Genomic DNA, 24,698 nt, shown 5'->3' with positions numbered 1-24,698 from the left:
GTCAGCCCCGCGCCTCCGCCAGCACCGCGTCCGTGAACGCCGGCCACACCTCGACCGCCCAGGGGCCGAACGCCCGGTCCGTCAGCGCAACGCACCCCAGCGCGGCATCCGGGTCGATCCACAGGAACGTACCGGACTGCCCGAAATGACCGAACGTGCGCGGTGAGGACGTGGCGCCCGTCCAGTGGGGGGACTTGGAGTTCCGGATCTCGAAGCCGAGACCCCAGTCGTTGGGGTTCTGGTGCCCGTACCCCGGCAGCACCCCCTTCGTCCCCGGGTACTGCACGGTCATCGCCTCGGCGACCGTCCGCGGGTCGAGAAGCCGCGGCGCCTGCACCTCGGCGGCGAACCGCAGCAGGTCCTCGACCGTCGACACGCCGTCCTTCGCGGGGGACCCGTCCAGCGTCGTCGACGTCATGCCCAGCGGCTCCAGCACCGCCTGCCGCAGATACTCCGCGAACGGGATGTCCGCCGCCTTGGCGATGTGGTCGCCGAGCTGCTCGAACCCGGCGTTGGAGTACAGCCGCCGCTCGCCGGGCGGCGCCGTCACGCGGTGTTCGTCGAAGGCCAACCCCGAGGTGTGCGCGAGGAGATGGCGGACCGTCGACCCGGCCGGCCCGGCCGGCTCGTCGAGCTCGACCGCCCCCTCCTCGTACGCGACGAGCGCGGCGTACGCGGCGAGCGGCTTGGTGACCGACGCCAGCGGGAAGCGCTGCCCCACCGGCCCGTGCACCCCCACCACGGTGCCGTCCGCTCGCACGACACCCGCCGCGGCGGTGGGAACCGGCCAGTTCTCGATCAATGCGAGGCTCTTCAACGACATGCGCCCGAGCCTATGCGGCGCAGAGCCCCAGCTCCATCATCGGGTCAGGCTCGGGCGCGAAGCCCACGCCGACCGGGGCGATCACGCCACGTCCCACGGTTTTCTCACCATTCCCGCTTGCTTGGAGTGCACTCCAAGGTCTTAGCGTGGGGGCCATGACGGTGATGCAGACCACGCCCGCGACCACCGAGGAAACCCCCGCCCCCGCCGACGTCTGTTCCGCCCCGCCCCGGCGCCACCCGCGCCCCGAGGGACAGGACAAGTACACGATCAGCGAGGTCGTCGCCTTCACCGGCCTGACGGCGCACACCCTGCGCTGGTACGAGCGGATCGGGCTGATGCCCCACATCGACCGCTCGCACACCGGCCAGCGCCGCTACTGCAACCGCGACCTGGACTGGCTCGACTTCGTCGGAAAGCTGCGGCTGACCGGTATGCCGGTCGCCGGCATGGTCCGGTACGCCGAGTTGGTGCGCGAGGGCGAGGAAACCTACGGCGAGCGGCGTGCGCTGCTCGAGGCGACCCGCCGGGACGTGTTCGCACGGATCGCCGAACTCAACGACACACTCGCGGTACTCGACCGCAAGATCAGCTTCTACACCGACGCCGGGTGCGCGTAGAAGCGGAAAGGTCACGATGACTGACAGCACGATCCCGACGGCACGACTCGGCGACAACGGCCCCGAGGTCGGTGTCCAGGGCCTCGGCTGCATGGGCATGAGCTTCGGCTACGGCCCCTCGGACGCGAAGGAGTCCAGGGCCACCCTGGAACGGGCCCTGGAGCTGGGCGTCACTCTTTACGACACGGCGGACGCGTACGGCGCCGGTGAGAACGAACGCTTCCTCTCCCCGTTCTTCAAGGCGCACCGCGACGAGGTCGTCATCGCGACCAAGTTCGCCCTGGCGATCCCGCCGGACGACCCGACCCGGCGAATCATCCGCAACGACGCGCCGTACATCCGCCAGGCCGTCGAGGCCAGCCTGCAGCGGCTGGACGTCGACGTGATCGACCTCTACTACATGCACCGCCGCGACGTGAACGTACCGATCGAGGAGACCGTCGGCGTCATGGCCGACATGGTCCGCGAGGGCAAGGTCAAGCAGCTCGGCCTGAGCGAGGTCACCGGCGGTGAGCTGCGCGCCGCCCAGGCCGTCCACCCCATCGCCGCCGTCCAGTCGGAGTGGTCCCTCTTCAGCCGCGACATCGAGGCGCAGGTCGTCCCGACGGCCCGCGAGCTGGGGGTCACCCTGGTCCCGTACTCACCGCTGGGCCGGGGCTTCCTCACGGGCTCCTTCGCCAACGCCGACCAGGACCTCACCGCCGGCGACTTCCGCCGCCAACAGCCCCGCTTCACGGGCGAGAACGCGGCGACGAACGCGGCTCTTCTGGAGCCGGTCCGAGCGGTGGCCGAGGCCCACAGCGCCTCCCTGGGCCAGATAGCCCTGGCCTGGGTCCACCACCAGGCGACGGTCCACAACCTCCCGCTGGTCCCGATCCCGGGCACCCGCAAGCCGAGCAGGGTCGAGGAGAACGTAGGCGCCACGCACATCGAACTGACGGAGGAGGACCTGGCCCTGCTGGAGCCGATAGCGGCGAAGGTCGCGGGCAACAGGTACGCGGACATGACGTTCGCGTCGGCGGGCAGGGAGTAACCGCACCTTTCGGGCGCTGGGGGCTGCAACACCCCAGGGGCGCGGGGCCGTATCGATATGCGGCTCCGCGCCGCGTGGGCGCGACCAGCCCCCACGACCCGCACCCGAAAGACCACTACAGCTCCGCCAACAACTCGGCCTTCTTCGAAGAGAACTCCTCATCAGTCACCAGCCCCGCCTGATGAAGCTCCCCAAGATGCCGAATCCGCTCGGCGATGTCCGCAGGATCCCGGCGCGGCGCAGCCGCAGCCGGGACGGCCGGCCGCGCGGAGCGAACCGCCGCCAACACCGCCGCAGCGAACGGCAGTGACTCATGCACCGGCCCGTACCCCAGCCCGAACACCACGGCCGCCGGATCCTGGTCGGCCTGCACCGGTGAGGCGTCCCTGCCGAGCAGCCGCAGATGCCCCTCGAGGACCTCGGGCGAGCGCCACTCCACCCCGCTGAGGTCGGCGACCCGGAAACTCTGGTCGCCGGCCTTCCACTTCGCCGACGACGCTCCCGTCCAGAACCACCGGAAGTGCACGGTCCGCCCGTCGAAGGACGCCTTCCCGTCGTACGCCTTGAACTGCATCGGCGCCTCGGGCGGCGCCACCAGATACCGCTCGGCGGGCCCCGGTTCGACGTCTGTCAACTGCGCCCGCAGCTCGTCGGCGTAGTACTCCGCGAGCGTCCCCCGCTCGGCCGGCAGCACCAGCCGGTACGGATCGCACCCTTCCTTCAGCTGTCCCGCGGCCGCCTCCATCAGCGGATCCGCGCCGGGCCGTGGCTCGGCGCGCAGGACCACCGTCCCCCGTCTGCCGGGGGTGAGCGTCACTCCCGCGATCGCCGCCAGGGGGATGCGGCGCTCGCCGAGCGCCTGGAACAGCTTGGGTGTTCGTATCCCCCGTTCGTAGCGGATGAGCACGGAGTCGGTCTCGAACTCCCAGGCGGCATGAAATCCGGCCAGTACGTCACCCATGCGGCTCATCGTATGCGGCACAAGCTCCTCCGTCGCCTCCCCGCGCATACCGCAGTTCCTGCGTCTCTACGCGCGTCCGACCGCCGTCGTGCCGGACAAACCGTCCCGGCACACCTCAGTATCGTCGGCGCACTGCACGGCCCGGTATGCGCCAACCCCGATCTTTGCGAAGTTGCGCAGGCTGTCGGTGCCCGGTTCGAAGTAGCCGCCGTGCCCGCGCGCGTCGTGCGCCGACAGCACGCGTGCGCCGAACGCGGACGACACCGGGTCCTCGCCGTGTCCGAGGCCGCCGACCTCCAGGTAGGGCACGTCCTGCACCCAGTCGTCGGCGTCCCGCATCGCCCACACCCGCGCGGTGGTGTCCAGGTGCGCGGCGTTGGAGGCCCGCATGCCGGGGCTGCCGGCCACCGCTATGTCGGCCACCCGGGACGGCAGGTCGCGTGCGGCGACCCCGCAGACCACGGAGCCGTAGCTGTGGCAGAACAGCGACACCGGTGAGCTGCCGGGCAGCCCGCGCAGCAGGGCGTTCAGCCGGACGGCGCCGCTCTCCGCGCGCATCGCGGTGGCGGAGTCGATGCCGAGGCCGTTGGGCGTGGTGTAGTCGGCCCAGGCGATCACGGCCGTACGCGTGCCGCGGTTCGCCGCGCGCTCGGCCGCGTACAGGGCCTGGCCCATGCCGACCGGTGCCGAGAACCTGCGGTTGGTGCGCTGGAAGGTCAGCAGATCGGTGTCGACGCCGGGGACGACGACGGAGATCCGTCGCGCCTTGTCGAGGTCGCCGAACACCTCTGCGGCCCGGCCCGAGCCCTCGGGGTCGAAGGCGAGGATCTGGCGGTCGGCGTTCAGCATCGACTCGAAGCGGTGCATACGGCGGCCCGCCTCCTGCTGCCCGGCCTGCGTGAGCCGAGGGTCGTGCATGCGCTTCTTGTCGGCGGCGCGGGCCTGCGTCAGCGCGACGCGGTTGGCGCGGTAGCGCAGTTCGGCGGGCGCGCCGTTCATGTTGCCGACGGCGAGCGGGTACTTGCGCGCGAGGGACGCGCGCTGGGCCGCCGTGAGCGAGGCGAAGAACGTGGCGAGCCGGTCGGGGGTCGCGTGCGGGTCCGGCAGGTGGTGCCCGGCGACCTTGCCGTGCTCCCAGGCGGTGAGCGAGGCCTGGAGGGCGGTCGCCTCGCGCTGGTTGCGCAGAGCGGTCCAGCCGGTGGTCGCCAGCATCACGAACACCACGGCCAGGGCAAGCAGTGCGCGCCAGACGTTGAGTTGCGGGGAGGTGTCGAAGGAAGTCACTGGGAGGACACACTAAGAGAACGAGAGGGTCTCGCGTTAACCAAGTGACGGGGATCACGTTTCGTGCTACGTGATGACGGCCTCAGTGTGCGCGCCAGTTCTCCGTGAGCGTCGGTCCTACCTGCTCGAGGTACGAGATGGTCATCTCACGCATGGCGTCCAGGCTGAAGTCCCCGCCCACGATCCACTGACGTTCCGTCACCCGCATCACCCCGCTGAAGACCGCCACGGTCAGCCGGGGGCGCGGGTCGGCGTCCACGTCGACGCCCTCGCGCTCGGCGAGCACGCGCGCGATGGTCTCCTCGACCTCCGTGGAACGCCGCAGATGGGCGGCGAGCAGGACCGGGCTCGACTCGATCACCTGGTACATGCGCAGGTACTGCTCGAGCGGCACGACGGATTCGATGATCTCGTTGAGGGTGTCCCAGCCCTCCAGGACGGCCTGCCGCATCGCCTCCAGGGGCGCCTCGTGCGGCGGGCGCTCGCGCACCGACTCCACGAACCGCGCGACCACCATGTCCTGGAGGGCGAGCGCGGCCTCCTCCTTGCCGGCGAAGTAGCGGAAGAAGGTGCGCTGCGAGACGTCGACGGCGTCGGCGATGTCGTCGACGGTGGTGCGGTCGTACCCGCGGGTCGTGAACAGTTCGACGGCGGCGCGCAGCAGCGCGTCCCGGGTGCGCCGTTTCTTGCGCTCGCGCAGCCCCGGCCGCGGGGCCGCCCGCATGGTCCCCGCCGTGTCCATGGGCCTCTCCTTCGAACTGTTCTCCCAGTTCAGGCTATACGGAAGTGACATGACAGTTACCGACTAGTGAATTGGTTTGTCAATTGTCAGAGGCTGTCATTAGCCTCGCTCGTATGACTAGTCAGACCACCATCGACACGACGGGACCGGGGGACAAGGGATCCACCTCGTCGGACCCGGCGCCGGCTGCCGGCGGGCTGCGCGGCCACCCCTGGTTCACCCTCATCACCGTCGCCGTGGGCGTCATGATGGTGGCCCTCGACGGCACCATCGTGGCCATCGCCAACCCGGCCATCCAGAAGGACCTCGGCGCCACCTTCGCCGAGGTCCAGTGGATCACCAACGGCTACTTCCTGGCCCTCGCGGTCTCCCTGATCACCGCGGGCAAGCTCGGCGACCGCTTCGGCCACCGGCAGACCTTCCTCATCGGCGTCGTCGGCTTCGCCGCCGCCTCGGGCGCCATCGGACTGTCCAGCAGCATCGCGCTGGTCGTCACCTTCCGCGTTCTGCAGGGCCTGTTCGGCGCGCTGCTGATGCCGGCCGCGCTCGGACTGCTGCGGGCCACCTTCCCGGCCGAGAAGCTCAACATGGCGATCGGCATCTGGGGCATGGTCATCGGCGCCTCCACCGCGGGCGGCCCGATCCTCGGCGGCGTGCTGGTCGAGCACGTCAACTGGCAGTCGGTGTTCTTCATCAACGTGCCGGTCGGCGTCCTCGCCGTCGTCCTCGGCGTGCTGATCCTCCTCGACCACCGCGCCGAGAACGCCCCGCGCTCCTTCGACATCCTCGGCATCGTCCTGCTCTCGGGCGCGATGTTCTGCCTGGTCTGGGCGCTGATCAAGGCCCCGGCCTGGGGCTGGGGCGACGGCAAGACCTGGGCCTTCATAGCCGGCTCGGTCCTGCTCTTCGCGCTGTTCGCGTTCTGGGAGACGAAGGTCAAGGAACCGCTGATCCCGCTCGCGCTGTTCCGCTCCGTCCCGCTCTCCGCGGGCGTGGTCCTGATGGTCCTCATGGCCATCGCCTTCATGGGCGGCCTGTTCTTCGTCACGTTCTACCTCCAGAACGTGCACGGCATGAGCCCGATCGACGCCGGCCTGCACCTCCTTCCGCTCACCGGCATGATGATCGTCGGCTCCCCGCTCGCGGGCGCGATGATCACCAAGCTGGGCCCGCGCGTCCCGCTCGCCGGCGGCATGGCGGCCACCGCGATCGCCATGTACGGCATGTCCACGCTGGAGACGGACACCGGCAGCGCCGTGATGTCGCTCTGGTTCGCCCTGCTCGGCCTCGGCCTCGCGCCCGTCATGGTCGGCGCCACGGAGGTCATCGTCGGCAACGCCCCGATGGAGCTCTCCGGTGTCGCCGGCGGCCTCCAGCAGGCGGCGATGCAGATCGGCGGCAGCCTCGGTACGGCCGTCCTGGGCGCCGTGATGGCCTCCAAGGTCGACAGCGACCTGCCCGCCAACTGGAAGGGTGCGGGCCTGCCCGAGCTCACCCCCGCCCAGCTGGACCAGGCCTCCGAGGCGGTCCAGGTCGGCGTGGCACCGGTGGCCAAGGGCACCCCGGAGGCGATCGCCGCGAAGATCGCGGACGTCGCCCACGACACCTTCATCTCCGGGATGAGCCTGGCCTCCCTGGTCGCCGCGGGCGTGGCGGCCGTCGCCGTCCTCGTCGCCCTGCTCACCAAGCGCGGTGAGAACGCGGAGGCGGGCGCGGGAGTCGGCCACATCTGACGCGCACATCTGACGGGATTTCAACGCGGTTCCCTCATCAGGGTGACTCCGCCGAAGATCCCTCCCCTCCGGCGCGCCCCGCACGTCACAGTGGGTCAAGCCCTCCGGTACGGCAAGTTCCAACGGCAACTTCCCGTACGACGGTGAGGGCGGCCCACGGGCCTGGACGCGCTGCCGGAGGGGGACAGCGCGCCCAGGCCCGTGGGCCGGGGTGATTGAACCCCGTATCAGGGGTACCCGCCACAGTGAACCCCGGTTGAGCATCCAACTGACCCCGGGGTTCAGGGAGTTGATGATGGCGGGCTTCGGACACGGAACGCGCGGGTACCCCCGCTCACGTGGCCGGACGTGGTCACGGACCGGGCCGGACCGTGCGACGCTCGGAATCATCGCCCGGGGGCCTGGCAGTGTCCCCCAGGAGGCGCAGTATCTGCGCGATCGCCGGCTTCTTCGTGCTGGGGATCGTCCTCGGCCCGGTGGCGGTCGTCTGCGGCCGACTCGCCATGGGTCGCGCCTGGACGGGCACCCGTCCGACGCCGGCCTTGGTCGCCCTCGTCCTGGGCGCCATCGACTCGCTCCTGGCCGTCATCATGCCGGCCGGAGCGACCCCGGGCACGGGCATGTTCCAGCCCGGGGAGCGTGAGGGAAGGGCCCCCGGAGGGACGTCCGGGGGCCCACCTTCCTGCCGCGTCGAGGTCACTGTCTGACGGACGGGCGCTCCTGCAGCGCCGCGACCTCCGCCCGCAGCGCCCGAACCTCCTCCGTCAACGCCCGGATGGCCTCCGTCTGCTCCCTCTCCTCCACATCGTCCTTCTCGAACCGCTCGATGAACCACGCCGCGATGTTCGCGGTCACCACACCCAGCAACGCGATCCCGCTCAGCATCAGCCCGACCGCGATCAACCGCCCCACGCCGGTGGTCGGCGCATGATCCCCGTACCCCACGGTCGTCATCGTCGTGAAGGACCACCACACCGCGTCACCCAGCGTCCGGATGTTCCCGTCCGGCGAGTCCCGCTCCACCGACAACACGGCCAGCGACCCGAACATCAACAACCCCACGACCGACCCGGCGACATACGTCGTCAGCTGGATCTGCGAAGCCATCCGCGCCCGCCGCCCCACCAACAGCAGCGTCGAGACGAGCCGCAGCAACCGCAACGGCTGGATCAGCGGCAGCACCACCGCGCACAGGTCCATCCAGTGCGTCCGTACGAACTCCCGCCGGTGCGGCGCCAGCGCCAGCCGTACCGCGTAGTCGATCGCGAACGCCCCCCACACCACCCACTCGACCCCTGTGCACGCGGCCGTCAGCGACCGCCCGGCGGAGGGGTCCACGATCGGCACGGCATACGCCACGGCGAACACCACGGCGAGGGCCAGCAGAGGCCGTTGTGTCCGCTGTTCCCACCAGGCCTTGGCCGATTGCTCCTGCATGCCCGCATCGTAAAGAACGCGCAAGGGCGCCGAACGCCGAAGGGCGGCGGAGCCACTCGGCTCCACCGCCCGTCGAGACGCCCACGAGACGCCGGCAAACGCTACGCGTCACCCCCGGCAGCCCCGGGATCCGCCGCCGCCACGTCGAGCAGCTGGTACCGGTCGATCGCCTGCTTCAGCACGGACCGGTCCACCTTGCCCTCCCTCGCCAGCTCGGTCAGCACCGCGACCACCACCGACTGCGCGTCGATGTGGAAGAACCGCCGCGCCGCACCCCGGGTGTCCGCGAACCCGAACCCGTCCGCGCCCAGCGACTGGTACGTCCCCGGCACCCACCGGGCGATCTGGTCCGGAACCGCTCGCATCCAGTCGGAGACGGCCACGAACGGTCCCTCCGCCCCGGCCAGCTTCCGCGTCACGTACGGCACCCCCTGCTCCTCCTCGGGCCGCAGCAGGTTGTGCCGCTCGACGTCGACCGCGTCGCGCCGCAGCTCGTTCCAGGAGGTCGCCGACCACACGTCGGCCTTCACGTTCCAGTCCTCGGCGAGGATCTTCTGCGCCTCGACCGCCCACGGGACGGCCACGCCCGAGGCGATGATCTGCGCCGGGATGGAGCCCGAAGTGCCCTCGCTGAAGCGGTGGATGCCCTTGAGGATGCCCTCGACGTCCACGTTCTCCGGCTCGGCCGGGTGCTGGATCGGCTCGTTGTAGACGGTGAGGTAGTAGAAGACGTCCTCGCTGTCGGGGCCGTACATCCGGCGCAGACCGTCCTTGACGATGTGCGCGATCTCGAAGCCGTACGCCGGGTCGTACGCCACACAGCCCGGGTTCGTCGAGGCCAGCAGCTGCGAGTGTCCGTCCGCGTGCTGGAGCCCCTCACCGGTCAGCGTCGTACGGCCGGCGGTCGCACCGAGCACGAAACCGCGCGCCAGCTGGTCCGACATCTGCCAGAACTGGTCGCCGGTGCGCTGGAAACCGAACATCGAGTAGAAGACGTACACCGGGATCAGCGGCTCGCCGTGCGTGGCGTACGCCGAACCCGCCGCGATCAGCGAGGCCGTGCAGCCCGCCTCGGAGATGCCGTCGTGCAGCATCTGCCCGGTCGGCGACTCCTTGTACGCGAGCAGCAGGTCCCGGTCCACGGACTCGTACTGCTGGCCGAGCGGGTTGTAGATCTTCGCGCTCGGGAAGAAGGAGTCCATGCCGAACGTGCGGTACTCGTCCGGCGCGATCAGCACGAACCGCTTGCCGATCTCCTTGTCCCGCATGAGGTCCTTCAGCAGTCGTACGAACGCCATGGTCGTGGCGATGGACTGCTGACCGGAACCCTTCTTCACGGTCGCGTACGTCTTGTCGTCCGGCAGTGCGAGCGGCTCGGCCCGCACGACGCGCGTCGGGACGTACCCGCCGAGCCCCTTGCGCCGGTCGTGCATGTACTGGATCTCCTCGGAGTCCCGGCCCGGGTGGTAGTACGGCGGCGCGCCGGACTCCAGCTCCTTGTCGGAGATCGGCAGGTGCAGACGGTCGCGGAAGCCCTTGAGGTCGGCGACCGTCAGCTTCTTCATCTGGTGGGTGGCGTTGCGGCCCTCGAAGTTCGGGCCCAGCGTCCAGCCCTTGACGGTCTTCGCGAGGATGACCGTCGGCTGGCCCGTGTGCTCGACGGCCGCCTTGAACGCCGCGTAGATCTTCCGGTGGTCGTGACCGCCACGGCCCAGGTGCAGGATCTGGTCGTCGGTCATGCCCTCGACCATGGCGCGCAGCCGCTGGTCGTCACCGAAGAAGTGGTCGCGGATGTACGAGCCGGGCTCGGTGGCGTACGTCTGGAACTGGCCGTCCGGCGTGGTGTTCATCTTGTTGACGAGGATGCCGTCCCGGTCCTGCGCGAGCAGCGGGTCCCAGGAGCGGTCCCAGATCAACTTGATCACGTTCCAGCCGGCGCCCCGGAAGACCGACTCCAGCTCCTGGATGACCTTGCCGTTGCCGCGCACCGGGCCGTCGAGGCGCTGGAGGTTGCAGTTGACGACGAAGGTCAGGTTGTCCAGGCCCTCGCGGGCGGCGATGGTCAGCTGGCCGAGCGACTCCGGCTCGTCCATCTCGCCGTCACCGAGGAACGCCCACACGTGCGACTTGGAGGTGTCCGCGATCCCGCGCGCGTGCATGTAGCGGTTCATCCGCGCCTGGTAGATCGCGCCGATCGGGCCGAGGCCCATCGACACGGTCGGGAACTCCCAGAAGTCCGGCATCAGCCGCGGGTGCGGGTAGCTGGACAGCCCGTGGGGCGCCTTCGACTTCTCCTGCCGGAAGGCGTCCATGTTCCGCTCGTCCAGCCGGTCGAGGAGGAACGCGCGGGCGTAGATGCCGGGGGAGGCGTGCCCCTGGAAGAAGACCTGGTCGCCGCCGAGGCCGTCGTCCTTGCCGCGGAAGAAGTGGTTGAAGCCCACGTCGTAGAGGGAGGCGGAGGAGGCGAACGTGGCGATGTGGCCACCGACGCCGATACCCGGCCGCTGGGCCCGCGAGACCATCACGGCCGCGTTCCAGCGGGTGGCGTTCAGGATCCTGCGCTCGATCTCCTCGTTGCCCGGGAAGAACGGCTCGCTCTTGGTGGGGATGGTGTTGACGTAGTCCGAGCTGCGCATCTCGGGCACGGCCACGCGCTTCTCGCGGGCCCGCTCGATCAGTCGGAGCATCAGATAGCGCGCCCGTTCCCGGCCGCGCTCGTCGATGGCGGCGTCGAGCGAATCGAGCCACTCCTGGGTCTCTTCGGGATCAAAGTCAGGAACCTGACTCGGAAGGCCGCCAATGATGATCGGGTTGCGATCGGATCCGGAAGCCACGCTGTTCCTTACCTGTCAGAGGGCACCTGCCTGAGGGCCACTTTCCGGTATGCCTACACCGTTCCCCATCGTGTACCTCGGGGCGGCAAACGTCATCTCTACTGTGGGGTAACCAGGACCTCGTACCCAGGTACGGTTCCCAAACACGCAAACAGGGCAGAAAGGTGTGGTGCGCGTCACCTCGGATAGGGGGTGGCATGCCGTAGGTTGCGGCGACACGGCCGGGATCGTCACCGTTTCGGCGGTCTGAAACGCCGGGTACTTGCGCGATCCGTCCCGCCCGTGTGGACTACGGCCAATGCTTCGCGCACGCGCGTGGCTGAGATATTCACCAAGACATGATCAGGAGGCAACCCGTGAGCGCGACCGCGGACCACGCGGAGGAGCGGACGAGCCCTGCCGTCAGGCTGGGGTTCCAGCCCGAGCAGGTGGTCCAGGAGATCGGCTACGACGACGACGTCGACCAGGAGCTCCGCGAGTCCATTGAGGAAGTCATCGGCAGCGACCTGGTGGACGAGGAGTACGACGACGTAGCCGACGCCGTGGTGCTGTGGTTCCGCGACGAGGACGGCGACCTGACGGATGTGCTGGTGGATGCCACCACGTACATCGAAGAAGGCGGCGCGATCCTCCTCCTCACGCCGAAGACCGGCCGTGATGGGTACGTGGAGCCGAGTGACATCTCGGAAGCCGCTACGACGGCGGGGCTGTCTGCCTCCAAGAGCGTCAGCGTGGGCAAGGACTGGATCGGCAGCCGGCTGCTGACGCCGAAGGCCGCCAAGTCCAAGAGGTAATTCCCGGCCTCATCCATATCCCCCGGACGGGCTGACCCCGGTCAGCCCGTCCGCAGGGCCGTCGTGGTGGCTGCGTAGGGTGTTCCCGAGTGTTCTGACCCGAGCAGCCCACCGAAAGGGAACCACGACGATGTCGATCCAGGTCGGCGACAAGGCCCCCGACTTCGAGCTCAAGGACAACCACGGCGCGAGCGTGAAGCTCTCCGACTTCCGTGGCAGCAAGAACGTCGTCCTGCTCTTCTACCCCTTCGCCTTCACCGGCGTGTGCACCGGTGAGCTCTGCGAGGTGAGGGACAACCTGCCGCAGTTCTCCGACCGGGACACGCAGGTGCTCGCCGTCTCCAACGACTCCGTCCACACCCTGCGCGTCTTCGGCGAGCAGGAGGGCCTCGAGTACCCGCTGCTGAGCGACTTCTGGCCGCACGGCGAGGTCAGCCGCGCCTACGGCGTCTTCGCCGAGGACAAGGGCTGCGCGGTGCGCGGCACCTTCGTCATCGACAAGGAGGGCGTCGTGCGCTGGACCGTCCTCAACGCGCTGCCGGACGCCCGGGACCTCGGCGAGTACGTCAAGGCACTCGACGCCCTCTGATCCGCTCTGGTCGCTCTCGTCCGCTCCGGTCCGCCGACACCTGTGATTCTTCGGCGCCAGGGCCTGCGTGGGTCGGGAACCCGTCACTAGGATCGACTCGTTGATCCGATATCCAACGCACGACGGGGCTCCCGCCCCAAAACACCAATGGAGGACTCGTGGGAGTCAGCCTCAGCAAGGGCGGCAACGTATCGCTGACCAAGGAGGCCCCGGGCCTGACCGCGGTCATCGTCGGTCTGGGGTGGGACGTGCGCACCACGACCGGCACGGACTTCGACCTGGACGCCAGCGCGCTGCTGCTGAACAACTCCGGCAAGGTTTCGAGCGACGCGAACTTCGTCTTCTTCAACAACCTCAAGAGCCCCGACGGCTCGGTCGAGCACACCGGCGACAACATCACCGGTGAGGGCGAAGGCGACGACGAGCAGATCAAGGTCAACCTGGCCGGCGTCCCGGCCGACATCGAGAAGATCGTTTTCCCGGTGTCGATCTACGACGCCGAGAACCGCCAGCAGTCCTTCGGCCAGGTTCGCAACGCGTTCATCCGCGTGGTGAACCAGGCCGGCGAGGCCGAGATCGCGCGCTACGACCTGTCCGAGGACGCCTCGACCGAGACCGCCATGGTCTTCGGCGAGCTGTACCGCCACGGCGCGGAGTGGAAGTTCCGTGCCATCGGCCAGGGCTACGCCTCGGGCCTGCGCGGCATCGCGCAGGACTTCGGCGTGAACGTCTGAGACGCCTGACGGCATCACCATCCATCCGGCGCCGCACTGTTTGGGTGCGGCGCCGGATGTGCAGGACAACCGAAGAAGCACCGCCTAGGGGAGGACCAGCAACATGGGCGTCACGCTCGCCAAGGGGGGCAACGTCTCCCTGTCCAAGGCCGCGCCGAACCTCACACAGGTGATGGTCGGGCTCGGCTGGGACGCTCGCTCCACCACCGGAGCCGCCTTCGACCTCGACGCCAGCGCACTGCTGTGCAACGGCGGGCGGGTCCTGGGCGACGAGTGGTTCGTCTTCTACAACCAGCTCAAGAGCCCGGACGGCTCGGTGGAACACACCGGCGACAACCTCACCGGTGAGGGCGACGGCGACGACGAGTCGCTGCTGGTCGACCTCTCCAAGGTGCCTGCCCACTGCGACAAGATCGTCTTCCCGGTCTCCATCCACATGGCCGACGAACGCGGCCAGACCTTCGGCCAGGTCAGCAACGCCTTCATCCGCGTCGCCAACCAGGCCGACGGCCAGGAACTCGCCCGCTACGACCTCAGCGAGGACGCCTCCACCGAAACCGCGATGATCTTCGGCGAGCTCTACCGGTACCAGGGCGAGTGGAAGTTCCGGGCGGTCGGCCAGGGGTACGCGTCAGGTCTGCGAGGCATCGCCCTCGACTTCGGGGTCAGCGTCTCCTAGGTCGCCGGACCCGGACCCTCCCTCGGACCCGCTGCTACCGGCCGGTACGGGGCCGCCCGTACCGGCCGCGACGGCCGACCCTTAGACTTGCTGCACAAGGTCAACATTAGGTAAAGCCGAGTACGGCGCGGGGGAGACCCGTACATACACGATTGGGTAGCCAGTGCTTCTGAAAACCTTCGGCTGGTCGTTCGCGGTCACCGCGCTCGGCCTGGTCGCGGCGGTCTTCTACGGGGGGTGGGAGGCCTTCGGCATCGTCGCGATCCTCTCCGTCCTCGAGATCTCGCTGTCGTTCGACAACGCGGTGGTCAACGCCGGAATCCTGAAGAAGATGAGTGCCTTCTGGCAGAAGATCTTCCTCACCATCGGCGTGCTCATCGCGGTCTTCGGCATGCGGCTGGTCTTCCCGGTCGTGATCGTCGCCATCAGCGCCAAGATCGGCCCGATAGACGCGGTCGACCTCGCGCTCAATGACAAGGACCACTACCAGGAACTCGTCACCGACGCCCACCCGGCGATCGCCGCCTTCGGTGGCATGTTCCTGCTGATGATCTTCCTCGACTTCATCTTCGAGGACCGGGACATCCAGTGGCTGCGCTGGCTCGAGCGCCCGCTGGCCAAGCTCGGCAAGGTCGACATGCTGTCGGTCTGCATCGCCCTGGTCGTCCTTCTGGTCTCCTCCATGACCTTCGCCGTCCACGCCCACCAGCACGGCGGCGCGCACGTCGACAAGGCACAGACGGTCCTGATCTCAGGCATCGCGGGTCTGATCACCTACATGGTGGTCGGCGGTCTCTCCGGCTACTTCGAGGACAAGCTGGAGGAAGAGGAGGAGCGCGAGCACGAGGCGGAGGAAGAAGCCGAACGCACCGGCAAGCCACGCTCGGCGGTCCAGCTGGCGGGCAAGGCCGCGTTCTTCATGTTCCTCTACCTGGAAGTCCTGGACGCCTCCTTCTCCTTCGACGGCGTCATCGGCGCGTTCGCCATCACCAACGACATCGTCCTGATGGCGCTGGGTCTCGGCATCGGCGCGATGTACGTCCGGTCGCTGACCGTGTACCTGGTCCGCCAGGGCACCCTCGACGACTACGTCTACCTGGAGCACGGCGCCCACTACGCGATCGGCGCGCTGGCCGTGATCCTCATGGTCACCATCCAGTACCAGATCCACGAGGTCATCACCGGTCTCGTCGGCGTCGCCCTGATCGGCTGGTCCTTCCTCTCCTCCGTCCGCCGCAACCGTGCGCTGGCGGCGGCCGAGGGAAAAGCGGAGAGCCCGGACAAGACTGAGGTGTCGTCCGGGGTATAACACCCACCCGGGTGAGGAACGCTCTGTGCGGGGCGGCCGACGAGGACGTGTCCTCCGGCCGCCCCGCCGGTCTTCTCTAGTGAACGTGGGGGCGGGAATGGGCTTCTTCGACGGGCTCCTGGGCAGCCGCGCGGCCGACTTCGACTCGGGCAGCGCGGCGACCAACGCCATCGAGCTGACCAAACGGCACAGCCAGGTCTCCCTCACCAAGCAGGGCGCGGCCACCGGGCATCTGCGCGTCAACCTGAACTGGCGGATGCGGACGTCCGACATCGGCGGCGTCCACCGGGAGAGCATCCTGCGGCACCCGTTCAGGGCGCTGAAGCCGCCGGAGGTCGTCGGGCACAGCCAGAGCATGGTCAACGTCGACCTCGACCTGGGGTGCCTGTACGAGCTTCAGGACGGGACGAAGGGGGTGGTGCAGCCCCTGGGCGGCTACCTCGGGGACGCGAACGCGGCGCCGTACGTCAAGCTCAGCGGGGACGACCGGTTCGGGTCGGCGTCCGGGGAGACGATGTACGTCAACCTCGACCACCGGGACGAGATCAAGCGGCTGCTGGTGTTCGTCTACATCTACGACCAGACGCCGGCGTTCGACCGTACGCACGCGAGTGTGACGCTGTATCCGAGCAATGGGCCGCGGATCGAGATAAGCCTGGACGAGCGGCATCCGCAGGCCCGGTCGTGTGCGGTGGTGATGATCGAGAACGTGAAGGGGGAGGTGCTGGTGCGGCGTGAGGTGAAGTTCGTTTACGGGTTCCAGGGGGAGATCGATCGGTTGTACGGGTGGGGGTTGCAGTGGGGGCGGGGGTTCAAGGCGCAGGCCGAGCGGTAAGGGAGGCGCTCCTCTACCGTCCGATGAACTGCGGGCCCTGCGGCGGCAACCTGAAGTCCGGGTTCGGGGCCGTCGTCACCGGCGGCGGGTAGCCGTAGCCCGACGGGGCTGCTGTCGTTGCCGGGGCTTGCTGGGGGTAGCCGTAGGACGGCTCGGCGGGCTGGGGGTAGCCGTAGGACGGCTGGGTCGGGACTCCCGTGGGCTGTTCCGGGGGCAACGGCTGGGCTGCTGCCGCTGCGGCGGCCGCCGCTGCCTCCGACTCGTCGACCGAGATGCCGAAGTCGGTGGCGAGGCCCTTGAGGCCGTTGGAGTAGCCCTCGCCGAGGGCGCGGAACTTCCAGACCTCGCCGCGGCGGTACAGCTCGCCGCAGATCAGGGCGGTCTCCTCGCCGGTTTCCGGCTTGACGTCGAAGTAGGCCAGCGGCTCCGCATCGGTGGCCGTGGCGTCGTACAGCAGGATGCGCAGGTCGCGTACGCGGTCGAAGGTGACGCCGTCCGCCGAAGCGACCAGAAGAATCTGGCTGACGCCGGGCTCGACACCGGGCAGCTCTGTCTGGATGGTGTCGGTGAGGCCCTCGGCGATCCGTTTCTTGCCGAGCCGCCAGACCTTCCCGGAAGGGTGCCGGGGCTGGTTGTAGAAGACGAAGTCCTCGTCGGAGCGCACACGGCCGTCGAGGCCGAGGAGCAGAGCGGAGGCGTCGACGTCCGGAACCCCCTGCCCGGGCGTCCAGCGCAGGACGGCGCGTACCGTCGTGGCCTCGAGCGGGACGTTCGACCCCTTCAGCATCGCGTGCGTCATGCGGTCATCCTGCCTTCTCGGTCCTGGTCACGACAACGCGGGGGGTACGACAGACGACACAGTCGAGTTACCAGAAATTCATGCCCTGCGGGAACCCTTGACATGGATTGCTACGTACTATTACCGGCCACTCAGTAGACATGTCTCAGGCCATTTCACACGACGTACCGTCGCCACGGGGGAGTTCTATGCGTCATTTCGGGCACATCGCCCCTGAGGTTCGGAAGCGTCTCTTCTTCCAGGAGCCGTGCGAGTTCGGCACGGACTCCCCGGCCCGGCTGCTCTCCGCGGCCCTGGGCGCCACGCTGTACAGCCCGGCCACCCGGCCCCGGCTCGCGGACGACATCGTCAAGCAGGCCGACCGCGGCGTGGTCTCGATGGTGCTGTGCCTGGAGGACTCCATCGGCGACGAGGACGTCCCCGCCGGCGAGGAGAACCTCGTCCGCCAGTTCACCGACCTGGCGGCACGCCCGGCGACCCCGCTGCCGCTGCTGTTCGTCCGGGTCCGCGCCCCGCAGCAGATCCCCGACCTCGTGGCGCGCCTCGGCCCCGCCGTCCGGCTGCTGTCCGGCTTCGTGCTGCCGAAGTTCACCGAGGAGCGCGGCATCCCGTTCCTGGAGGCCCTCACCGCGGCCGAGGCCGCGAGCGGCCGCCGCCTGTTCGCCATGCCGGTCCTGGAGTCGCCCGAGCTGCTGTACCGCGAGTCGCGCGTGGGAACCCTGGAGGGCATCTTCCGTGCGGTCGACAAGTACCGCGACCGGGTCCTCGCGCTGCGCCTCGGCGTGACCGACTTCTGCTCCTCCTACGGCCTGCGCAGAGCCCCCGACATGACGGCGTACGACGTCCAGGTCGTCGCCTCCGTGATCGCCGACGTGGTGAACATGCTCGGCCGGGCCGACGGCACCGGATTCACGGTGACCGGGCCGGTCTGGGAGTACTTCCGCGTCCAGGAGCGCATGTTCAAGCCGCAGCTGCGCCGCAGCCCCTTCCTGGAGGGGCAGGCCGAAGAGCTGCGCGCGGCGCTCATCGAGCACGCCATGGACGGGCTGCTGCGCGAGATCGCCCTCGACCAGGCCAACGGCCTGCTCGGCAAGACCTGCATCCACCCCTCGCACGTGCTGCCCGTGCACGCACTGTCCGTGGTCAGTCACGAGGAGTTCAGTGACGCCCAGGACATCCTGCGGCCGGAACGGTGCGGTGGGGGTGTGCTCAGGTCGGCGTACACGAACAAAATGAATGAAGTGAAGCCGCACCGCGCCTGGGCCGAGCGGACCCTGCTGCGCGCCGAGGTGTTCGGCGTCGCCAACGAGGACATCGGCTTCGTGGAGCTGCTCGCCGCCGGGATCCCCACCTGAGGAACCGGTTCGGAAGGGCCCGGACATCCCCGGGCCCCGACACAAGGGACGCATGAACAACGCAGTGAACAACGGGGAATGGTCCGGCACCTGGGTCGCCGAACGGCTCGGGGTCGAACTCGTGGGTGACGACACCCTCAAGGGGATGCTGGGGCTGGCGCTGCGCCGCAACCCCAAGCGGGCCCACCTGCTGGTGTCCAACGTGCTCGGCAAGCACGTACCGCAGTCGCCGTCCGTCGTCTTCGGCTCCGGGTTCGCCCTCGGCCGCAGGGTGCGGGAGCTGCTGGGCGACGCCGGGACACGCTCCGCGGTCGTCGTCGGGTACGCCGAGACGGCCACGGGGCTCGGCCACTCGGTCGCCGACGGTCTGGGCCAGGCGCCCTATCTGCACTCCACGCGTCGGCCGGTGCCCGGGGTCGCGCGGGCCGGCGGCTTCGAGGAGTCCCACTCGCACGCCACCTCGCACCTGCTGCTGCCGGAGGACCAGGCCCTGCTGGCCGGGGACGGCCCGCTGGTCCTGGTCGACGACGAGTTCTCCACCGGCAACACCGTCCTCAACACCATCCGCGCCCTGCACGAGCGCTACCCGCGCGAGCGGTACGTCGTCGTCGCGCTGGTCGACATGCGCTCGGCGCGGGACCAGGGCCGGCTGACCGAGTTCGCCCGCGAGATCGGCGCCCGCATCGACCTGGTCACCGCCGCCAAGGGCACCGTACGGCTGCCGGAGGGCGTGCTGGAGACGGGGCAGGCGCTGGTCGCCGAGCACGAGCCGACCGGGGCCGAGGCGCCCGCACAGGCCCCCGCCGGCGCCGTCGCCCGCGTCGACCTGCGCTGGCCTGCCGGGCTGCCGGACGGCGGGCGGCACGGCTTCACCGCCGCGCACCGCGAGCGTCTGCGGGCCGCGCTGCCCGCGATGGGCGCCCGCCTCGCCGAGGCCCTGCCGGCCGGCGCCCGGCGCGTGCTGGTCCTCGGCTTCGAGGAGCTGATGTACGCGCCGCTGTGCCTGGCCCGTGAGCTGGAGCAGCTCGCCACCGGTGCCGAGATGCGGTTCTCCACCACCACCCGCTCACCCGTCCTCGCCGTCGACGACCCCGGCTACGCGATACGCAGCCGCCTCGTCTTCCCCGCCCACGACGACCCGGCCGACGGCCCCGGCGAGCGTTACGCCTACAACGTGGCCGGCGCCGGTTTCGACGCCGTCGTCGCCGTCGTCGACTCGATCGCCGACACTCCCGCGCTGCACGCGCCGGACGGCCTCCTCGCCCAGCTCGCCGCGCACACCCCGCACGTCCTGCTCGCGGTCGTGCCGTCGTACGTCCCCGAGCCCCTGTACGTTCCCGAAAGGCCCCCGATGCTGCCCGAGCCCCTCCGCGGCCCCGCCTTCTCCTCGTACGCGCCGGAGGAGGTCGGCTGGCTGCTCCAGGACCTCTCGGACGTGACGCTGGAGGCGCCGACCGAGGAGCGCGAGGAGGCCATCCAGAGCGGCGGGGCGCACTACGCGGAGTCGCTGCCGGTGGAGTACCAGCCGAGCGAGCAGTACCAGGAGCTGTTCCACGCGGCGCTGGACGACTCGGCCGCCCGGATCGCCCGGGCCGTCGGCGTGGTCACCGAGACCGTCCTCGCGGAGCGCTCCCCGCGCCCGGTGCTGGTCTCCCTCGCCCGCGCGGGCACCCCGGTCGGTGTCCTGATGCGCCGCTGGGCCCAGTTCCGGCACGGGCTCGAACTGCCGCACTACGCGGTGTCGATCGTGCGCGGCCGGGGCATCGACGCCAACGCCCTGCGCTGGCTGGCCGCCCACCACGAACCCTCCGACGTCGTCTTCGTCGACGGCTGGACCGGCAAGGGCGCCATCACCCGCGAACTGGCCGACGCGATCCGCGAGTTCGCCGAGAGCGACGGCATCACCGGCTTCGACCCGGAGATCGCGGTCCTCGCCGACCCCGGCTCCTGCGTGCGGACGTACGGCACCCGGGAGGACTACCTCATCCCCTCCGCCTGCCTCAACTCGACCGTGTCCGGGCTGATCTCGCGCACGGTGCTGCGGGCCGACCTGGTGGGCCCGCACGACTTCCACGGCGCGAAGTTCTACCGCGAACTCGCCGGCACGGACGTCTCGGTCGAGTTCCTGGACGCGGTCTCGGCGCGTTTCCCGGAGGTCGCGGAGCCGGTCGACGCGGCCGTGAAGGAACTGCTGTCGAGCGAACGCACCCCGACCTGGGAGGGCTGGGCGGCCGTGGAGCGCATCAGCGAGGAGTACGGCATCCACGACGTGAACCTCGTCAAGCCCGGCGTCGGCGAGACCACCCGGGTGCTGCTGCGCCGGGTGCCCTGGAAGATCCTGGCGCGGGCCGGAGCGGGCGCCGACCTCCACCACGTACGTCTGCTGGCCGAACAGAGAGGCGTCCCCGTGGAGGAGGTCGCCGACCTGCCGTACACCTGCGTGGGGTTGATCCACCCCAAGTACACGCGGGGTGCGACCGGCGCCGACGGCAAGGCGGTGACGGTCTGATGCCGGTTCTGGTGGCGAGCGACCTCGACCGTACGCTGATCTATTCCGCGGCGGCCCTCGCGCTGACCATGCCGGACGCGCGGGCGCCCCGGCTGCTCTGCCTGGAGGTGCACGAGAGCAGACCCCTGTCGTACATGACGGAGACCGCGGCGCAGCTGCTGACGGAGCTCGGGGACGCGGCCGTGTTCGTACCGACGACGACCCGGACCCGCAAGCAGTACCAGCGCATCAACCTGCCCGGCCCGCCGCCGAAGTACGCGATCTGCGCCAACGGCGGACACCTGCTGGTGGACGGAGTCACCGACCCCGAGTGGCACGCGCGCGTGACCGAGCGGCTGGCGGGCGAGTGCGCTCCGCTGGCCGAGGTGCAGGCGCACCTGGCGGTTGCCGCCGACCCGCTCTGGGTGCGCAAGCACCGCATCGCCGAGGACCTCTTCGCCTACCTCGTGGTGGAGCGCGAGCTGCTCCCGGAGGACTGGGTGAAGGAGCTCGCGGTGTGGGCGGAGAACCGCGGCTGGACGGTCTCGCTCCAGGGCCGCAAGATCTACGCCGTGCCGAAGCCGCTGACCAAGAGCGCGGCCGTACGGGAGGTCGCCCGCCGCACCGGCGCCGACCTCACCCTCGCCGCCGGTGACTCGCTGCTCGACGCGGACCTGCTGCTCGTGGCGGACCGGGGCTGGCGCCCCGGGCACGGCGAGCTGGCCGACAGCGGCTGGACGGCCCCCGCGATCAGCGCGCTGCCGGAGCGGGGCGTGCTGGCCGGGGAGCGCATCCTGCGCGAGTTCCTGAAGGCGTCGAGCGCGCCCCGGTAGGCCTCAGCCGCACCAGGGTGTCAGCCGCAGCGGCGGTGGGTGTCAGCCACAGCAGCCCCCACCGCAGCACCCGCCCCCGCCGCCCCCGCCGCCCGCGCGGGGCGCGGGGGCGGCCGCCGGTGACGACGCGGTGCCGCCGACCGCGACCGTCGACAGGAGCTTCACCGTGTCGTCATGGCCCGCGGGGCAGGCGGCGGGAGCGGCGGACTCCGCCATCGGACGGTTCAGTTCGAAGGTGTCACCGCACGTACGGCAGCGGTACTCGTAGCGAGGCATGAGCAGAGGTTAACCGGTGTTTGCCGGTACCACCGGAACCCGTGGTTCAGCAGTGTTCGCTTCTGTCCGATACTTGTGAGGAGAAATTGCGAAGATCGCTGGTAATTTGTTAGTGCCGCGAGGAACCGCAACCGGAAGGTCGGGGGAAGTGGGGGTCCGCAGCCGAGTCCGTACAGACCAGTGCGTGACCGCTGCGTCTACAACCCACGTACGACTTAGTACGTCTTACCTGCGCGAGCAACATCGAAGTGCGGAGGGAGACACGTCGTGACCCAGGCGGGGCAGAGGGGGGAGCCCCAGGGGGAGTCCCATGAGCCCGAACTCACCATGCAGTTGAAGGTCCCTGCCGTTCCCCCGGCGGACGAGACCATGCAGCTGCGGGTGCCTCCGGAGGGTATAGGCATACCCGAAATCCGGGACAAACCTCCTATATCGAGCAAGCGCAAATCCCGTAAGGCGCCCCGCCCTTCCCCTCTCTCCCGGCTCGTCACCGCAGTCCGCCTCCGGCTGGCCCCCCTCACGGCCTTCCTCGCCCCCCTCCTCGCCCGCGCCCTGCCCTACGTGCGCCGCCTGCGGCCCCAGTACCCGCGGCCCGGACGCACGGGCTGGCGGCGCTGGATACCCTCCTGGCGGCAGTCGGTGGGCGGAGTGCTGGCCTCGATGGGCCTGAGCACCCTCCTCCTGGTCGTCGCCTACGCGGCCACCGACATACCGGACAACATCAACTCCTACGCCACCCAGCAGGACAACGTGTACTTCTGGGCCGACGGCACACCCATGGCCCGCACCGGATGGGTCCAGCGCCAGGCCATGCCGCTGAAGGACATACCCGAGGACGTCCGCTGGGCGGTGCTCGCGGCCGAGAACGCGAGCTTCTACAGCGACCCCGGCATCTCCTTCAAGGGCATCTCCCGCGCCCTGTTCCGCACCCTCGGCCAGGGCGACACCCAGGGCGGCTCCACCATCACCCAGCAGTACGTCAAGAACGTCTACCTGAACCAGAACCAGACGCTCAGCCGCAAGTTCACCGAGGCGATGATCTCCCTCAAGCTCGACAACCAGATGAGCAAGGACGAGATCCTCGAGGGCTACCTCAACACCAGCTGGTTCGGCCGCGGCACCTACGGCATCCAGCGCGCCGCCCAGGCCTACTACGGCAAGGACGTCAGCGACCTCAACGCCAGCGAGGCCGCCTTCCTCGCCTCCCTCCTCAAGGGCGCCGGCCTCTACGACCCGACCCTGAACAGCGCCAACCGCGACCGGGCCGTCGAACGCTGGTCCTGGACCCTGGACCGGATGGTCGAGATCGGCAAACTGTCGAAGGCCGAGCGGGCCAAGTACACGAAGTTCCCCGAGCCCCTGAAGAGCAACCCGCTCTACGACACCGGTGAGCAGACCGACTACCTCGTGGAACTCGCCGTGCAGTACGCCAAGAAGGCCGCGAACATCTCCGACAAGGAGTGGGACCTGGGCGGCTACCAGATCTACACGACGTTCGACCGCAAGCGGGAGACCTCGCTCACCGACGCCGTGACCAAGGCCCGCAAGCAGGCGCTGAAGGACGACCCGAAGAACGCCAAGGCCGCGCACTTCGGCGCCGCCTCGGTGGCCACCGACGGCCGGATCCTCGCCGTCTACGGCGGCCCCGACCACCGTACGCAGGGCTACAACGAGTCCAACGCGACCACGGTCCCGGCCGGCAGCGCCTTCCTGCCGTTCGTGTACGCGGCCGGACTGGAACACGGCGTCGTCAAGGAGCGCGACGCGCCCCGCCAGGAGATCTCCGGGGAGAGCATCTACGACGGCAACGACGGCGTGCTGGTCACCACACCGGAGGGGCCCTACTGGGACCGCAACGGCGACAAGGTCGCCGCGCACAACGACGACAAGGAGTCCTACGGGCAGATCAGTCTGCACCGGGCGCTCGCCCTGTCCGTGAACACACCGTTCATGCAGCTCGGCATGGACACCGGCCTGGACAAGGTCAAGGAGACCGCCGAGGCGGTCGGTCTGCTTCCCTCCAGCCTGGGACCGCAGGTACCCGCGCTGTCCCTGGGCAGCTCCACGCCGAGCGCGATCCGTATGGCCGGCGGCTACGCCACGTTCGTCGCCGACGGCCGGCACACCGAGCCGTACTCGGTGCGCCGCATCACCCACAACGGCTCCGCGGTGCCGCTGGCCAGGCCCACCGCGAAGCGCGCGGTCGGCGCCGACGTGGCCGATGAGGTCATCTCGGCGCTCACCGACTCCTTCCGCAACGCCCACCCGGACGCGGCGCCCGCCTCGGCGGCGACGGCCGGGGAGGCGGCGGTGGCCGGGAAGGCGGGCACCAACGACAAGGACACCGCATCCTGGTACGTCGGCACCGCCAAGTCCGTGTCCACCGCCGTCGTCGTCTACCGCATCGACCTCACCAAGAGCCTCGAACCACTGCCGCTCGAGGGCATCGCCGGCACCTCCGCCGACAACGTCCCGTACGGCATCTGGTCACGTGCCATGAGTCCGCTCGGCTGATCCGGTGGCCGGGCACCGCAACCCCC

At 69.6% G+C, this 24,698-nt stretch carries 21 protein-coding genes and 1 pseudogene; 14 read left to right on the top strand and 8 right to left on the bottom strand.

What is annotated here, in order from left to right:
* Nucleotide 1: 1 nt before the first annotated feature.
* Entirely contained in the window at nucleotides 2–823 is an 822-nt protein-coding gene (locus ACFYWX_RS38945; protein WP_389429744.1) for a serine hydrolase domain-containing protein, read from the bottom strand.
* A gap of 155 nt (nucleotides 824–978) precedes the next feature.
* Between ACFYWX_RS38945 and ACFYWX_RS38940 the strand changes: the two genes are divergently transcribed.
* Together ACFYWX_RS38940 and ACFYWX_RS38935 are read left to right on the top strand one after the other, a co-directional pair.
* Entirely contained in the window at nucleotides 979–1,443 is a 465-nt protein-coding gene (locus tag ACFYWX_RS38940; RefSeq protein ID WP_389429742.1) for a MerR family transcriptional regulator, read from the top strand.
* Between the two features lie 16 nt (nucleotides 1,444–1,459).
* Complete coding sequence (locus ACFYWX_RS38935; RefSeq protein ID WP_389429740.1) at nucleotides 1,460–2,476, top strand: aldo/keto reductase; 1,017 nt, start codon at nucleotides 1,460–1,462, stop codon at nucleotides 2,474–2,476.
* A 115-nt stretch (nucleotides 2,477–2,591) separates the two neighbouring features.
* Here the strand turns inward: ACFYWX_RS38935 and ACFYWX_RS38930 are convergent, their stop codons facing one another.
* The 3 genes from ACFYWX_RS38930 to ACFYWX_RS38920 all read right to left on the bottom strand — a co-directional run bounded on the left by ACFYWX_RS38930 (nucleotide 2,592) and on the right by ACFYWX_RS38920 (nucleotide 5,463).
* Nucleotides 2,592–3,446 carry a DUF4429 domain-containing protein gene (locus tag ACFYWX_RS38930; protein ID WP_389429850.1) on the bottom strand — a complete coding sequence of 285 codons (855 nt, stop codon included), beginning with the start codon at nucleotides 3,444–3,446 and terminating at the stop codon, nucleotides 2,592–2,594.
* 57 nt (nucleotides 3,447–3,503) lie between these two features.
* Entirely contained in the window at nucleotides 3,504–4,721 is a 1,218-nt protein-coding gene (locus ACFYWX_RS38925; RefSeq protein ID WP_389429738.1) for an alpha/beta hydrolase, read from the bottom strand.
* Between the two features lie 82 nt (nucleotides 4,722–4,803).
* The gene (locus ACFYWX_RS38920) at nucleotides 4,804–5,463 is read right to left on the bottom strand and encodes a TetR/AcrR family transcriptional regulator (RefSeq protein ID WP_389429736.1); all 660 of its coding nucleotides are present in this window, start codon (nucleotides 5,461–5,463) and stop codon (nucleotides 4,804–4,806) included.
* Nucleotides 5,464–5,576: 113 nt separating this feature from the next.
* On the opposite strand from ACFYWX_RS38920, the gene ACFYWX_RS38915 reads away from it, so the two are divergent.
* Nucleotides 5,577–7,196, top strand: a complete 1,620-nt coding sequence (locus tag ACFYWX_RS38915; RefSeq protein WP_389429734.1) for an MFS transporter — start codon at nucleotides 5,577–5,579, stop codon at nucleotides 7,194–7,196.
* Between the two features lie 292 nt (nucleotides 7,197–7,488).
* A pseudogene (locus ACFYWX_RS38910) lies at nucleotides 7,489–7,819 on the top strand (hypothetical protein); the annotation flags it as partial.
* A gap of 73 nt (nucleotides 7,820–7,892) precedes the next feature.
* Here ACFYWX_RS38910 and ACFYWX_RS38905 read toward each other — a convergent pair.
* Nucleotides 7,893–8,633: a potassium channel family protein gene (locus ACFYWX_RS38905; RefSeq protein ID WP_389429732.1), complete on the bottom strand. Its 741-nt coding sequence runs from the start codon at nucleotides 8,631–8,633 to the stop codon at nucleotides 7,893–7,895.
* Nucleotides 8,634–8,734: 101 nt separating this feature from the next.
* The gene (aceE, locus tag ACFYWX_RS38900) at nucleotides 8,735–11,467 is read right to left on the bottom strand and encodes a pyruvate dehydrogenase (acetyl-transferring), homodimeric type (protein ID WP_389429730.1); all 2,733 of its coding nucleotides are present in this window, start codon (nucleotides 11,465–11,467) and stop codon (nucleotides 8,735–8,737) included.
* A gap of 356 nt (nucleotides 11,468–11,823) precedes the next feature.
* Here aceE and ACFYWX_RS38895 point away from each other — a divergent pair, with 356 nt between their 5' ends.
* The 6 genes from ACFYWX_RS38895 to ACFYWX_RS38870 all read left to right on the top strand — a co-directional run bounded on the left by ACFYWX_RS38895 (nucleotide 11,824) and on the right by ACFYWX_RS38870 (nucleotide 16,407).
* Nucleotides 11,824–12,261 carry a DUF3052 domain-containing protein gene (locus ACFYWX_RS38895; protein WP_389429729.1) on the top strand — a complete coding sequence of 146 codons (438 nt, stop codon included), beginning with the start codon at nucleotides 11,824–11,826 and terminating at the stop codon, nucleotides 12,259–12,261.
* Nucleotides 12,262–12,391: 130 nt separating this feature from the next.
* Nucleotides 12,392–12,850, top strand: coding sequence for a peroxiredoxin (locus ACFYWX_RS38890; protein ID WP_389429727.1), 459 nt, complete (start codon nucleotides 12,392–12,394; stop codon nucleotides 12,848–12,850).
* A 158-nt stretch (nucleotides 12,851–13,008) separates the two neighbouring features.
* Nucleotides 13,009–13,584, top strand: coding sequence for a calcium homeostasis/redox stress adaptation protein (locus tag ACFYWX_RS38885; protein ID WP_389429725.1), 576 nt, complete (start codon nucleotides 13,009–13,011; stop codon nucleotides 13,582–13,584).
* 103 nt (nucleotides 13,585–13,687) lie between these two features.
* Complete coding sequence (locus ACFYWX_RS38880) at nucleotides 13,688–14,263, top strand: TerD family protein (protein ID WP_389429724.1); 576 nt, start codon at nucleotides 13,688–13,690, stop codon at nucleotides 14,261–14,263.
* Nucleotides 14,264–14,426: 163 nt separating this feature from the next.
* Nucleotides 14,427–15,572, top strand: coding sequence for a DUF475 domain-containing protein (locus ACFYWX_RS38875; protein WP_389429722.1), 1,146 nt, complete (start codon nucleotides 14,427–14,429; stop codon nucleotides 15,570–15,572).
* 97 nt (nucleotides 15,573–15,669) lie between these two features.
* Nucleotides 15,670–16,407 carry a Tellurium resistance gene (locus ACFYWX_RS38870; protein WP_389429848.1) on the top strand — a complete coding sequence of 246 codons (738 nt, stop codon included), beginning with the start codon at nucleotides 15,670–15,672 and terminating at the stop codon, nucleotides 16,405–16,407.
* Between the two features lie 13 nt (nucleotides 16,408–16,420).
* Here ACFYWX_RS38870 and ACFYWX_RS38865 read toward each other — a convergent pair whose 3' ends face one another.
* On the bottom strand, nucleotides 16,421–17,206 hold the full coding sequence (locus ACFYWX_RS38865; protein WP_389429721.1) for a TerD family protein: 786 nt from the start codon (nucleotides 17,204–17,206) through the stop codon (nucleotides 16,421–16,423).
* Between the two features lie 188 nt (nucleotides 17,207–17,394).
* Here ACFYWX_RS38865 and ACFYWX_RS38860 point away from each other — a divergent pair, with 188 nt between their 5' ends.
* From ACFYWX_RS38860 to ACFYWX_RS38850, 3 genes are read left to right on the top strand one after another with little or no spacing between them, the layout of a single operon-like run.
* Nucleotides 17,395–18,561, top strand: coding sequence for an HpcH/HpaI aldolase/citrate lyase family protein (locus ACFYWX_RS38860; RefSeq protein ID WP_389429720.1), 1,167 nt, complete (start codon nucleotides 17,395–17,397; stop codon nucleotides 18,559–18,561).
* Nucleotides 18,562–18,613: 52 nt separating this feature from the next.
* Nucleotides 18,614–21,070: a phosphoribosyltransferase gene (locus ACFYWX_RS38855; protein WP_389429719.1), complete on the top strand. Its 2,457-nt coding sequence runs from the start codon at nucleotides 18,614–18,616 to the stop codon at nucleotides 21,068–21,070.
* Nucleotides 21,070–21,882 carry an HAD family hydrolase gene (locus tag ACFYWX_RS38850; RefSeq protein WP_389429718.1) on the top strand — a complete coding sequence of 271 codons (813 nt, stop codon included), beginning with the start codon at nucleotides 21,070–21,072 and terminating at the stop codon, nucleotides 21,880–21,882. Before ACFYWX_RS38855 ends, ACFYWX_RS38850 begins: the two co-directional genes overlap by 1 nt.
* 42 nt (nucleotides 21,883–21,924) lie before the next feature.
* Here the strand turns inward: ACFYWX_RS38850 and ACFYWX_RS38845 are convergent, their stop codons facing one another.
* Entirely contained in the window at nucleotides 21,925–22,158 is a 234-nt protein-coding gene (locus ACFYWX_RS38845) for a zinc ribbon domain-containing protein (protein ID WP_389429717.1), read from the bottom strand.
* Nucleotides 22,159–22,485: 327 nt separating this feature from the next.
* Between ACFYWX_RS38845 and ACFYWX_RS38840 the strand changes: the two genes are divergently transcribed.
* Nucleotides 22,486–24,672, top strand: a complete 2,187-nt coding sequence (locus ACFYWX_RS38840) for a transglycosylase domain-containing protein (protein ID WP_389429716.1) — start codon at nucleotides 22,486–22,488, stop codon at nucleotides 24,670–24,672.
* The last annotated feature ends 26 nt before the right edge of the window (nucleotides 24,673–24,698 follow it).

This window comes from Streptomyces sp. NPDC002888 (genome assembly GCF_042888465.1).
In the GTDB taxonomy this organism is placed as follows: Bacteria; Actinomycetota; Actinomycetes; order Streptomycetales; family Streptomycetaceae; genus Streptomyces.
Note: the sequence above shows the minus strand (reverse complement) of the source record. Positions and strands in the feature narration are given on the sequence as shown.

Bases quoted from the DNA above. Each gene is read 5' to 3' on its own strand.
- ACFYWX_RS38840 (WP_389429716.1), top strand. From the start codon at position 22,486: ATGCAGTTGAAGGTCCCTGCCGTTCCCCCGGCGGACGAGACCATGCAG.
- ACFYWX_RS38905 (WP_389429732.1), bottom strand. From the start codon at position 8,633: ATGCAGGAGCAATCGGCCAAGGCCTGGTGGGAACAGCGGACACAACGG.
- ACFYWX_RS38855 (WP_389429719.1), top strand. From the start codon at position 18,614: ATGAACAACGCAGTGAACAACGGGGAATGGTCCGGCACCTGGGTCGCC.
- ACFYWX_RS38940 (WP_389429742.1), top strand. From the start codon at position 979: ATGACGGTGATGCAGACCACGCCCGCGACCACCGAGGAAACCCCCGCC.
- ACFYWX_RS38865 (WP_389429721.1), bottom strand. From the start codon at position 17,206: ATGACGCACGCGATGCTGAAGGGGTCGAACGTCCCGCTCGAGGCCACG.
- ACFYWX_RS38880 (WP_389429724.1), top strand. From the start codon at position 13,688: ATGGGCGTCACGCTCGCCAAGGGGGGCAACGTCTCCCTGTCCAAGGCC.
- ACFYWX_RS38945 (WP_389429744.1), bottom strand. From the start codon at position 823: ATGTCGTTGAAGAGCCTCGCATTGATCGAGAACTGGCCGGTTCCCACC.
- ACFYWX_RS38890 (WP_389429727.1), top strand. From the start codon at position 12,392: ATGTCGATCCAGGTCGGCGACAAGGCCCCCGACTTCGAGCTCAAGGAC.
- ACFYWX_RS38845 (WP_389429717.1), bottom strand. From the start codon at position 22,158: ATGCCTCGCTACGAGTACCGCTGCCGTACGTGCGGTGACACCTTCGAA.
- ACFYWX_RS38935 (WP_389429740.1), top strand. From the start codon at position 1,460: ATGACTGACAGCACGATCCCGACGGCACGACTCGGCGACAACGGCCCC.
- ACFYWX_RS38850 (WP_389429718.1), top strand. From the start codon at position 21,070: ATGCCGGTTCTGGTGGCGAGCGACCTCGACCGTACGCTGATCTATTCC.
- ACFYWX_RS38915 (WP_389429734.1), top strand. From the start codon at position 5,577: ATGACTAGTCAGACCACCATCGACACGACGGGACCGGGGGACAAGGGA.
- ACFYWX_RS38860 (WP_389429720.1), top strand. From the start codon at position 17,395: ATGCGTCATTTCGGGCACATCGCCCCTGAGGTTCGGAAGCGTCTCTTC.
- ACFYWX_RS38920 (WP_389429736.1), bottom strand. From the start codon at position 5,463: ATGGACACGGCGGGGACCATGCGGGCGGCCCCGCGGCCGGGGCTGCGC.
- ACFYWX_RS38930 (WP_389429850.1), bottom strand. From the start codon at position 3,446: ATGAGCCGCATGGGTGACGTACTGGCCGGATTTCATGCCGCCTGGGAG.
- ACFYWX_RS38870 (WP_389429848.1), top strand. From the start codon at position 15,670: ATGGGCTTCTTCGACGGGCTCCTGGGCAGCCGCGCGGCCGACTTCGAC.